Annotated in this window: 10 protein-coding genes and 1 pseudogene; 5 read left to right on the plus strand and 6 right to left on the minus strand. The window is 42.1% G+C overall.

The annotated features are described in order from the left end of the window. Nucleotides 1–263: 263 nt before the first annotated feature. Nucleotides 264–588 (minus strand): annotated as a pseudogene (locus tag GNE10_RS24280) (aldo/keto reductase); the annotation flags it as partial. An 84-nt stretch (nt 589–672) separates the two neighbouring features. Between GNE10_RS24280 and GNE10_RS24285 the strand changes: the two are divergent. Continuing rightward, nucleotides 673–1,272 carry a DUF1802 family protein gene (locus tag GNE10_RS24285; RefSeq protein WP_185567362.1) on the plus strand — a complete coding sequence of 200 codons (600 nt, stop codon included), beginning with the start codon at nt 673–675 and terminating at the stop codon, nt 1,270–1,272. A 338-nt stretch (nt 1,273–1,610) separates the two neighbouring features. Further along, the gene (locus GNE10_RS24290) at nt 1,611–2,402 is read left to right on the plus strand and encodes a hypothetical protein (RefSeq protein ID WP_260447031.1); all 792 of its coding nucleotides are present in this window, start codon (nt 1,611–1,613) and stop codon (nt 2,400–2,402) included. Nucleotides 2,403–2,665: 263 nt separating this feature from the next. Here GNE10_RS24290 and GNE10_RS24295 read toward each other — a convergent pair whose 3' ends face one another. Then, the gene (locus GNE10_RS24295) at nt 2,666–3,046 is read right to left on the minus strand and encodes a hypothetical protein (RefSeq protein WP_185567366.1); all 381 of its coding nucleotides are present in this window, start codon (nt 3,044–3,046) and stop codon (nt 2,666–2,668) included. 135 nt (nt 3,047–3,181) lie between these two features. Then, the gene (locus GNE10_RS24300) at nt 3,182–3,442 is read right to left on the minus strand and encodes a hypothetical protein (protein ID WP_185567368.1); all 261 of its coding nucleotides are present in this window, start codon (nt 3,440–3,442) and stop codon (nt 3,182–3,184) included. A 518-nt stretch (nt 3,443–3,960) separates the two neighbouring features. On the opposite strand from GNE10_RS24300, the gene GNE10_RS24305 reads away from it, so the two are divergent. Together GNE10_RS24305 and GNE10_RS24310 are read left to right on the plus strand one after the other, a co-directional pair. Then, on the plus strand, nt 3,961–4,206 hold the full coding sequence (locus tag GNE10_RS24305; protein WP_185567370.1) for a hypothetical protein: 246 nt from the start codon (nt 3,961–3,963) through the stop codon (nt 4,204–4,206). Between the two features lie 178 nt (nt 4,207–4,384). Further along, nucleotides 4,385–8,134, plus strand: a complete 3,750-nt coding sequence (locus GNE10_RS24310) for a CHAT domain-containing protein (RefSeq protein WP_185567372.1) — start codon at nt 4,385–4,387, stop codon at nt 8,132–8,134. 157 nt (nt 8,135–8,291) lie between these two features. On the opposite strand, the gene GNE10_RS24315 is transcribed toward GNE10_RS24310, so the two are convergent. Further along, the gene (locus tag GNE10_RS24315; RefSeq protein WP_185567374.1) at nt 8,292–8,729 is read right to left on the minus strand and encodes a hypothetical protein; all 438 of its coding nucleotides are present in this window, start codon (nt 8,727–8,729) and stop codon (nt 8,292–8,294) included. On the opposite strand from GNE10_RS24315, the gene GNE10_RS24320 reads away from it, so the two are divergent. Beyond that, nucleotides 8,719–8,922 (plus strand): hypothetical protein, encoded by a 204-nt coding sequence (locus tag GNE10_RS24320; RefSeq protein ID WP_185567376.1) that lies wholly within the window; start codon nt 8,719–8,721, stop codon nt 8,920–8,922. The two genes, GNE10_RS24315 and GNE10_RS24320, sit on opposite strands and share 11 nt — an antisense overlap. A gap of 41 nt (nt 8,923–8,963) precedes the next feature. Here GNE10_RS24320 and GNE10_RS24325 read toward each other — a convergent pair whose 3' ends face one another. Continuing rightward, nucleotides 8,964–10,895 carry an ABC-F family ATP-binding cassette domain-containing protein gene (locus GNE10_RS24325; RefSeq protein ID WP_185567378.1) on the minus strand — a complete coding sequence of 644 codons (1,932 nt, stop codon included), beginning with the start codon at nt 10,893–10,895 and terminating at the stop codon, nt 8,964–8,966. Between the two features lie 316 nt (nt 10,896–11,211). Continuing rightward, nucleotides 11,212–11,625: a DUF1824 family protein gene (locus GNE10_RS24330; protein ID WP_185567380.1), complete on the minus strand. Its 414-nt coding sequence runs from the start codon at nt 11,623–11,625 to the stop codon at nt 11,212–11,214. Between the last annotated feature and the right edge of the window lie 92 nt (nt 11,626–11,717).

Raw genomic sequence — 11,717 nt, forward strand, 5'->3', positions numbered from 1 at the left:
GGGGAGATGGGAAGATGGGGACGCGGGGACGCGGGGACACGGGGACACGGAGATGCAATTTGAATGAGGATTAGCTTAATTCCCCAGTCAACAGTCATCAGTCATCAGTCAACAATCATCAGTCAACAGTCATCAGTCATCAGTCAACAATCCCTACCATTTGTTTGCACTTGAGCGATTAAACACGCCAAAGCTAACTGAGGGAGGCTACAATTATGGAGGAGGGCTATGGAATGCAGTTTTTCCAACTCTTGTTGGGCAGTGTAATCAGTTTTTAGGTTTGTCAGGGAATGTTCACAAGCCTTAATTACTAGTTCATACTTGAGGTAGTTGGCGAAAACTTTGGTGGCATACTCTACCTAATGGCAGCACATTAGATAAAGCTTCAGCTACAATTTTTTCAGAATGTCCTTGACTATAAACTTCAGCATTAGCAATTGTTGTGATACTAGTTTTAAATGCTGCTCGAATTGTTTTAATTGAGTCAGCTTCGTCAATTATCACCCGCATTCTTTTATTTGCTAGTCAAGTTCCCATAAGAGTAGGTGTGATTTGCACTACGAAAGTATCTAGTGTTGGTTTTTCTATAGCTGTTCGCTAACCTAATTCATTTCTCTGGACAGTTTCATACTTTATCGGTTTTGGCTTGAAATTAAATTAGAATTACAGTACATGCTGATGGAATTGACTACAACTTTTCATGCTCTCAAAGAATGGGCTGTTACCATAAATGCCTTGGAGACGGGCAAAACAATCATGTTACTCCGCAAAGGCGGTATCCACGAACGAAACGGACATTTTCAAGTTGCCCACAAACAGATTTTGCTTTACCCTACTTACGAGCATCAACAAGCTTTTATGCTCAAACCTGAGTATGCTGATGATGTTTATCCAGTAACATCAGGGTGGCATCCAGAAACAATTCGCATCGGTAGTTGGGCTGAAATTACAGATATTTTGCCGATTACTGACGAATATGTTGTTAACGCTTTACTTCCTTTCCACATTTGGAACGAACACTTTATTAGCGATCGCCTCAAATGGAAACCACGTCAGCCTCTATATGTTTTGCTTTTGAGAACTTATAAATTACCCCAAGAACAACAAATTGGCTATTATGCTAAATACGGCGGTTGTAAATCGTGGATTGATTTAGACCAAGCAATTGATTTACAAGCAGCAGAGCCAGTTTTATCTGATTTTGCATATACTCAATTAGCAGAGACAATTCGGGGAATTGTTGGCGATAAATTGTATGCGCCATCGTTGTAATTAACCGAATTTTGGGTGATTACATTCCAGTGCGAATGATAGCAGTATAAGAATGGATTTAGGAATCAAACCCGATCCATTCAATTATTTTCTAAGACCAATTCTCTAAAATTTCGCAACAAATCAATCTCCGCGTCTCCGTGTCCCCGTGTCATCATCTGTAATCTTTTTTTGGAGAACTGGTATAACATCCTGCCTTCGATAAAACCCATATTCTGCACATTGACTGTAACATGAGAAAAGGATGGTAATAAGAACACTTACATCCTATGAAGATGTCTCAGAAATTCTGCTTTTGTACCTTGGCTGTGGGTGAAAGATATCGTACTCACGCAAGGATGCTAGCTAAAGATATTCAGCAACACGCACAAAATACAGCTCTATGCGTTCTAACCGATAAGCCAGAGTCTTTTAAGGAATTTCCTCACGTTTTAGCATTTAAGCACCGCCTTCAAAGTGTCAAAGGCTATCATGATAAACGCTTTGTCCTTGAAAAGGCTCTCTCACTATTTGAGAGTTGTATGTTTTTAGACTCTGATGTCCGAATTATTGACGCTGTAGTCCAAGAAATGAATTCGCCTCCTGGAATCACTGCTAGAGCTGGTTGTGATTTGCTGCGACACATGGCAAATATGAAGCACCCGAAAGAAATTGAAGTTATAGAAGAAGTAGCTGAAAAACTAAATATCGACCTTCAAAAAGTGCAGTGGTTCCATGAATTCATGTTTGCTATGCGCGGACAGGATGGGTTAGAAAAGAAGTTTTTTCAACTTTGGCAGACAATTTCTTACTTATTTGAAATGCGAGGAATTTATCATGGCGAAGGTTATGCTATGGGACTAGCCGCCGCTAAAGTGGGGATGAATATCGCATTCGATCGCGAAGATAAATTTGCGTTTTTTAAGGACAATATAGAGCGAATCAGAATCAAAAAAGGACAATCTAATCTTCAGGAAAAACAAATTTATTTCGACATTCACAAAAATATTGAATATCGAAATCGTTCAAGATTGCAAAAAATAAGTGATAAATTGATTCAAAAAGCTGTGTTATCTTATAGATTAGTGCGGCTAAGAAAGGTTGCCAGAAAGGATTCTGATTTTCACAAGTTGTTTGAGGAAAATATATAGGTTGTCAAATGGTAAGTAGCTCAACCTAAAAAAACGTCATACGTAGATGTCAATAAATGTAGGGTGTGTTATGCCGTAGGCTAACGCACCTCTGTAGACTGTATAGCAATTGAGGTGCGTTACGCTTTGCGATAACGCACCCTACCATTGTTTTATGTTTAATTAAGTTGACCTACTTAATAATGTAGAAACGTAGCACTGCTACGTCTCTACAAGGATATTGGTGAATGCAGAATTAATTTATAGAGATGTCTACCTGCCACCTACTTATCTAATGCTTTTTCTGCAAAATTTTTCAAGCGGCTCGATCGCATTTTCCGGAGGCGATCGCTATCTCGAACACCACCTGCCGTTTCATATTCAGCGCTATCTTTGCCGTACTTAATAGCAATTAGCATTAGCATCTTTTGAGAAAGTTCACTCAAATTCTTTTCCATTTGTTCAATTTCAGTTAGAGAAGAATCAGCTAAAGACAGAGCATTATTATGAACGTCGAGTTTATTTTGTAACTGTTCAATTGACTCAATCAGTTTTTGGAGACTAGAATCGTTATCAAATTTGATATTTGGATCGATCAATTTTATCCCGGCTACTCTTGACTCAACTTTTTCTAAAACGCTGGATTTACGTTTTTTGAGAGCCATAATTTTACCCTTTTAAAATACTTCTAAAGCTAGCTTGCCTTAATTCAATCGAAATCTGGTTCAGCAGAAATCGCAATTTTTTCTCGTACAATTTTCAGCTAATATCAGTAATATTTCGGTATTTAATTACTCATCTTAAGAAGGCAAGGGGTAAAAACAAGAGCTAAGAAACATTAGAAAAGCCGCTATTGGGTGAAGAAAAGCCGCTATTGGGTTGAGGATAGCTGCTATTGGGTTGAGGATAGCTGCTATTGGGTTGAGGATAGCCGCTATTGGATGAAGAAAAGCCGCTATTGGGTGAACAAAAGCCGCTATTGGGTGAACAAAAGCCGCTATTGGGTGAACAAAAGCCGCTATTGGGTGAACAAAAGCCGCTATTGGACAAACAAAAGCCACTATTGACTTAACAATAGCGGTTTCTGTTGTTTGTTGGGGAGTTTGCGATGCCTACGACGGGCTTCTCTACGAGACGCAGTCGCGTTCGCCTACGCAGATGAATATCTTGCTAGCTGGTGATTTCAGAGATAATGTTATAGATAGGAAAAGTTAGGTAAATGCGATCGCTTGGGTTTTGAAGAAAAGATTAGACCACGTTGTAGGGGCTTTACAGCTGTCATTGGTGTCAACTTAACGTCAAAACATTGTAATGACGTTATATCAAACTTAACTCAATTACCAATTAATCCGGACTTACCCCACCCCGGCTTTGCTGACGCAAAACCTCCCCTCCCCTTAGCAAGGGGAGGGGATTGAGGGGTGGGGTAAACGGCTGTGGGACAAAGCTTTGAGGTTAAGTTGAGACCAATGCACAGCTGTAAAGCCCCTACGAGTTATTGTGCTACAAAGAGATGAAAAAGCTGTAAAATCAGCATAATGGTGTTTAAAGTGGAAAAAACACACCTAATAGAAGAAAAATGCCAGCGATTGTTAAACTACAACTCTCCTTAGAAGTTTTAGCAGAAGCAATATCTTCCCTTGATTTAACAGAAAAACGTCAACTTCAAGAGTTAATTGAGCAACAAATTTTTGAAGCTGAAGAAGCATTGTATGAAGACGATGCAGAAACATTCTCAGAAATTCAAGCAGTTCGCGCTGAGTATAGAGATGGCGAATCAATGACTATTGATGAATATCTTGCTAAGCGATCGCATCAGGGATAATGAGTTATACAGTTGTTATTTAAAAATCGCTACAAAAGCAATTGATGACTTACCCAATAATATTACCCAGTTAATTGAGATATGCTCAAAACAAACGCGATCGCCTAGCATTTTTACGGAATTTAGGCTAAAAAGTTTGTATTATCTCAAATAACCTGCCACGCCCACACAGCCGACTATGGAATTAAATCTCCGCTTCCCAGCGAATAATCAAGTCATTGTATCATTTGATGGGCAAGAAACTGAGAGGCTGGATTTTGCCTCACCGTTGAGTGCCGCAGACAGAGAAGAGATTCGCTGGTATTTAGAAACTTATGCGGCACGTTACACCACGGATGTAGACGATAAACGGGCGGAAGGGATAGCAAAAAAATTCCGGCAATGGGGCGAAGACTTATTTAATGCAGTTTTTCAAAATCGGGCTGCTCAACGGCTGTTTAATTATTTTCAAGATGAAAATCAACCAGGACGCTTATTAACAATCAGCGCTAGTCATCCAGCAATTTTATCACTGCCTTGGGAATTGTTACGCGACCCAGAAGGTACTTATTTGTTTCACGAAAATCCCCGCATTTCGATTCGTCGGCGCTTGGCTGGTGCAGGGGGTGGACGCAGACCGTTTAAAGTGCAAGTCAAAGACCGATTGCGGTTATTGTTTGTCGTCAGTCGTCCCAGTGATGCGGGATTTATTGATCCTCGTGGTGAAGCAATGGCAGTTTTGAACGCCATTCAACAAGCAGCAGCCGGAAGAGTTGAGGTAGAGTTTTTGCGTCCAGCCACCTTGGATAATTTAGTAGCGCGGCTAGAAGACTCCCGCAAACCCCCTGTTAATATTGTGCATTTTGACGGTCATGGGGTATTTGATTTAGATGGGCGTTTCCAAGAACAGGCTAAACATAGCGACCCGGTGGGACTAACTAAAGGCGGGAACGAGAACGGCGGCAATATAGGTTATTTGTTATTTGAGGATCAAGAAGGGAAAAAAGCCCTGATTACTGCCGAAACCTTGGGTGATATGCTGAATCGGCAAAAAGTGGGGTTAATTGTTTTGTCTGCCTGTCAGTCGGCGGCGATGGGTGGGGAAGATGGAGAAGATGCAATGGGTAGTGTAGCCGCTAGGTTAACCCATGCAGGTATTCCCACAGTCTTGGCAATGACTTATTCGGTATTAGTCACAACTACCCAACAACTGTTTGCTAAATTTTATCAGGGTTTAGTATCTGGTGCTGGTATGGGTGAAGCATTAGATAATGCGCGGCGAGACTTGTATCTCAACCAACAACGGGGAGAACGGCAACGGGGTGAGAACCGGGTGCAGTTAAAATTGCAAGATTGGTTTTTACCTGCCTTGTATCAAGCGGCTGGTGATACGCCGTTATTGCATCAAAACTTGAACAACCAAGAAAGCGGCGAGTCACCAAAATGGGGAAACTTGCCCGATTTACAAGAAGCTGGATTTTTCGGACGTAGCCGGGAATTGTGGCAGATAGAACGCTGGTTTGTGCAGGGAACGCGCCGCCTCACAGTATCGGGTTTTGGTGGACAGGGAAAAACCTACCTTGTCCAGGAAGCAGGACGCTGGTTACACCGCACGGGGATGTTTGAGAAAGTCTGTTTTGTTGATTATGCTGCTTTTGGTGGTGTGGATGCTGTAGGCTTGGCAGTTAGCACCCTGGCGACAGTGTTAGACGAGAGTTTAATTGATGGGGCGGCGGCAACTCAGGCGTTGCGTAAGCAAGCCACATTGCTGATTTTAGATAACTTAGAAACCTTACCAGCAGAAACTCTACGGGAACTGTTAACCGTGGCCAAACAGTGGTCTGAGGTTGGGGAATGTCGGGTATTACTCACCACTCGCACCCCAGATTTTCACCATCCCGATTATCCCACACAAGGCAGTCGCAAAGATATATCCTTATCTTTGCGAGGTTTGGGACAAGAAGATGCCCTAGCGTATTTCCAGAGTTTGATTAAACTGACGCTAGCACCCAAATTTGACCCACCGAAACGCGAAGTATTGTTGGAATTATTTAAACTGGTGGATTTTCATCCCCTGTCCATTGGTTTGTTAGCGAAACAGTTGGAAAGTCGCCGTCCGGCAGAGTTGGGACAACGCTTAGAAGCGTTGATTGCCCAAACACCAGATAATCCCCTATTGGCATCGTTGAATTTATCTTTAGAACGGTTGGATGCTGAAGCAATGCAGTTATTGCCTCGTTTAGGCGTGTTTCAGGGCGGGGCATTTGAACCTTTCTTGCTTAAGATTACAGAAATTTCTGAGTCACAGTGGCAAACTTTGCGACCAGCATTAGAAGCCACTGGGTTAATTCAAGTTGATGCGGCTTTTCTTAAATTTCACCCCACCTTAGCCCCTGCCTTGTGGCCGCGTTTATCCCCAGAAGCACAGACAGAACTGCTTGCCCGTTATCAAGAGTGGTATTATCAAGTTTCTCAGTATTTGTATTTTGAAGATAGCAAAAACCCTCATTTTGCCCGTGCCATTGCTCAACGGGAATTACCGAATTTACTTTATGCAGTTGATGGGGCGTTGGATGCAGGTGCAGAATGGGCAGTAGAGTTTGTTGGCAAGGTAAACTGGTTTCTCGACAGATTTGGACTTAACCGCGATCGCACTAGACTAAATCAACGGATTGCTGAGTTGACTGGGGAAGTAAGTTCTAATACATGGTTTCTCAGCCGTACTAGTTCAGGTGAGCAATTATTCAATGCAAGTCGCTATCAACAAGCAGCGCAGGTGTTTAGTGAGATACTGGCAGAGTTGGGCGAGCAACCAAGTTATAACCGTTGTTTTACTTTGGGTAGTCTGGGGCGGTGCTTTGAATTCCAAAGACAAACAGCACAAGCAGCACAAATCTACCGCCAGGGGTTGGCAGTGGCGCAGCAGTTGGAACAGTCTGATGGTGTAAAGAAACTGATGGCAACGTTGCAGACTGAATTGGCAGATGCGCTAACAAATATGGGAGATTATGGTGAGGCACGCATTGCTTATGAAGCAGGATTAGCTATTAAAAAAGAACTTGGAAACCTGAGTGGGGCTGCGGTATCAAATGGGCAACTCGGCACTCTAGCTATGCTGCAAGGCAATCTCCCAGAAGCAGAACAGCGTTACCGAGAAGTACTGACTACTTTCCAGCAACTCAACGAACCAGCACAACAAGCCATAGTTTGGCATCAACTGGGTAGGGTGTACGAAGAAGGCAAGCAGTGGGACGCTGCGGAAGATGCCTACCGAACATCAGCACAAATTACAGAATCTCTAGGAAATCTGGAATATGCAGCAAGTACTTGGTTTCAATTAGGCAAGCTCAATTACTTTGTTGGCAAACTAGGAGAGGCAGAGGCTTGGTTTCGTAAGGCTTTGAATCAATTTCAAAAATTAGAAAATCAAGCAACTGCATCTCAAATATTAAGTAACCTCGCTTTCATACTACAAAAGCAACCCCACCGCCTCAGCGAAGCCCGACAATTGGCAGAATCAGCATTAGCTATCCAGAAAACCTTATACCCGGCTGCGGCTGAGATTTGGAAAACATATAACACCTTGGCAGATATTGCCGACAAGCAGGGCGACAGCACCCAAGCGAAAGAATATCGTCGCCAAGCGAGGCAGGCAAAAGCGGCATTTGCGGGGACACAGTATGAGTTGCGGCAATATGGGCAGTTTATTGCAGGGGTGGTAGCTGCTATGCATAATGCAGAAATCAGGGAACAGCTAGAAATTGAGATGGAGAATGCCGCAGAAGGTTGGCAAAATCTCGATGCTGCCATCCGTCGTATCTTAGTCGGCGAGCGAGATGAGAATATACTGTGCGAGCCGTTAAATTTGGAAGAGTCTATGATTATCTCCGCTATCCTGCGGGGTATTGCTGACCCTCAATCCCTTGAGGCGTTGTTGGCAGAGTTTTAAGGTTCACGCAGAGGCGCAGAGGCGCGGAGAGGAATTAGAAATTTAGCTGTTTAGTAGTTGATAATCGGATTGAGAGAGTTACAAATCAAAAAGGCGTTGCTCTCAACTCTTAAAACTCTCACTCTCTGCGCCTCTGCGTCTCTGCGTGAGACAAAAATTATTTATGATCTACTTCCGAAGAATAATCCTCACAAAAAGCTTTCAATCCAATGTGAATAATCGTCACCGTCACCGCCACAACCAGAGGAGATAGCACATCGCCCGAAAAACCCATCGTTACCAACACTGCACCCAAGCGTTCCACAGCATCCTTATTATCCAAATCGCCCCATTTCTTCCACTGCTTATTCAGCATTCCCCCTTCTTGGCACAAATCACTTTTAGCAGCGCGTCCAAATTTCTGCAAAAAACTCTGAGAATTTTCTTGTGTAAGATTTGTAATTGCTGCGGTTTGTTTTACCAGCAATTTTTCATCTGAAATTTTATCCTCTCCTTGTTTTAGCGCTGAATCTGGAGCAGAGCGCAGTTCTATTAACTGGCGGTCAATTTCCGCAGAGAGGGCAGTAATTTCTTCGGGGGTAAAGATGCTGTTCATTACTGATCTTCAAGAGAATTCTGTTAAGAATAATCATAGAGTAGTATATGCCATGCACGCCAAAACTCCTGTAGTAATAAAAGTAGGTTGGGTTGAACGAAGTGAAACCCAATATCGACCGGAATGTTGGGTTTTGCGTTGCTCAACTCAACCTACATCTACTACTTGTCGGTTAAGGCAAGAGACGCGATAAATCGCCGTCTCTACAAATAAACAATCTTTCCTATCTAGTAATTAAGATTCCATCTCTGCCAATTCTAACCACCGTTCAGTCGCCACATCGATCGCCTGTTTTAAAGATTCCACTTCTTCATACAATTTCTGCACTTGAGTATAATTCCCTGGAGGCACATTTGCGAGTGTTTTTTCGGCTTGTGCTTTATCAGCTTCTAACTGGGCAATTTTACCTTCTAACTGGTCAAATTCTTTTTTCTCCCAATTCGATAATCTCCGCCGCTTTTGAGTTTCGGTATTCTTGGATGAAGCTGCACCATTTTGAACTTCGACATTTTTCGGCTTTTCTTTAGTAGCAGCAGCTTGTTGCTGTGCTGCTTCTTCAGCTTTTTTGTAGTCCAGATAAACAGAGTAATTGCCTGGATATTGGCGCAGGTTCCCACCTTCTTCAAAGGAAAAAATTGTGTCGATGGTGCGGTCAAGAAAGTAGCGATCGTGAGAAACTACAATTACACAGCCGACAAAATCTTCTAAATATTCTTCTAGGACTGCCAATGTCTGGACATCTAAATCATTTGTCGGTTCGTCTAATATTAAAACATTCGGCGCACTCATGAGAACGCGCAACAGAAATAAACGGCGTTTTTCGCCACCAGAAAGTTTATGAATGGGAGCATATTGTTGATTGCCAGGAAACAAAAATCGCTCCAACATTTGGGAAGCAGTAATTTGAGTGCCATCGGTAATTTTGATAAATTCCCCTTCTTCTTTGATATAATCAATCACGCGCTGATTTTCGTTCAAAGCTGTCAGCAACTCTTCAGAATGCTGGTCAAAATAACCAATGTGAATTGTAGTCCCAATTTCCGCACTACCGATATCAGGCTGAATTTTTCCTGTAATAATATCCATTAAAGTGGATTTACCCGCACCGTTAGCCCCAATGATGCCAATGCGGTCTTCTGGACTAAATTCGTAGGTGAAATCTTTAATTAGGGTGCGTCCGTTATAAGCTTTGGAAACGTTATTTAATGCAATAACTTTCTTACCAATGCGACGACCAACTGTAGAGATATCCACTTTACCCTGGACTTGCTTAAATTCAGTATCTCGCAAAGCGTGAGCGCGGTCAATTCTGGCTTTTTGTTTGGTACTTCTGGCTTTCGGCCCTTTTTTCAGCCATTCCAACTCCCGCCGCAAGATGCCTTGATGTTTGCGTTGGGTGCTAAGGGCAGATTCTTCCGCTAACGCTTTCTTTTCGAGGTAGTATGAATAGTTACCTGTGTAAGTGTAAATATCGCCTCGGTCTATTTCCACGATACGATTGGTGACGCGATCTAAAAAATAGCGATCGTGGGTGATGAGAAAAAGTGCGCCACGATAGCGATTTAAATAACTTTGTAACCATTCCACAGAAAGAGCATCGAGGTGGTTTGTTGGCTCATCCATGAGCAAAACGTCTGGTTCTGCTAGCAAAGCTGTGGCTAAAGCAATGCGTTTGCGATAGCCTCCAGACAAAGTACCAATTTTGGCATCAAAGTTAGAGATTCCTAATTTGGTGAGGATAATTTTAGCGTTGGTTTCTAGTTCCCAAGCATTAGTTGTATCCATCCGTTGCATCACCACAGAAAGGCGAGACATGATTTGGCTATCATCTGGATAGTGAGCCAATTTATCAGAAAGTTCTTCGTACTCGCGCACTAAAGTCATGTGTTCGCCACTGTCAGCAAAAATCTGCTCTAACACTGTGCGATTTTCATCTAAATCTGGCTGTTGCGGTAAGTAGATAATTTTAGAACCAGAGTTAATTAAAATTTGACCGCTATCGATTGATTCTAAGCCGGCAATCATTTTTAGTAGGGTTGATTTGCCAGAACCGTTAGTACCAATTAAGCCGACTTTATCGGCCGCGTCTAGGCTAAAGCTGGCATCTTTTAAAATTTCTTTGATGCCAAAGTCTTTTTTAACTGATTGCAGGGTGATGAGAGTCATAGAATTTATAATATAGAAGTTTTTATTTCACGCAAAGGCACAGAGGCGCAAAGGAAGAAAAGGAGGAGGAAAGAAGGTTATACCAATTCTGTATGGAGATGCGCCAAATTATATGAGGAACGAACCGCAAAGGGCGCAAAGGACACAAAGAAAGGAAGAAAGAAAGAAAGAAAGAAAGAAAGAAAGAAAGAAAGAAAATTTGGTGCAGCCTCACAAAGAAATGGTATTAGGACATGAGCTAATCATAAAACTTCGACGCAAAGCAAATTTTAACACTTTTGCCTATTGCCTATTGCCTATTGCCTATTGATGAATTTCAAACGAATAAATCTAACGGCAAATGTCCATACATTTCGTTGATTCCGCCTTCGTTAAAAGATTGGCAAGATACTAAAACACCACGATGATGTCCGGCATAAGAATCGAGATAACATAAGCCATTTTTGCCATTTAATTTGATATAAACTGGCCCTTCAGGTGTAGGTAAATTGCTTGGTGGTTCGTAACCAAAGGCCAAAGAATAGGTTTTCATAGCTAAGATTCCTTCTTCTGCTGTATCAGCACAAATTCCCAAAATTTCATAGTCAGCAAGGTTAGCCATCAAAATTAAAGCATTACGAATTGATTCTTTTTCTGCTGGTTTGAGAACAGGTGCGATGTCTAGACAGTTGAATTTATTCAAAATTTTTTTGGCTTGTTCGGCAGTAAGATGATGATTAGAATTTGACATAAATTTGTTTATTATCCTGATGACTGTTGACTGATGACTGTTAAGTGTTGACTGTTGACTGTTGACTGTTGACTGCGGAGTTATTATTCCCC

This window comes from Nostoc sp. 2RC, assembly GCF_014222165.1.
Lineage (GTDB): Bacteria > Cyanobacteriota > Cyanobacteriia > Cyanobacteriales > Nostocaceae > Nostoc > Nostoc linckia.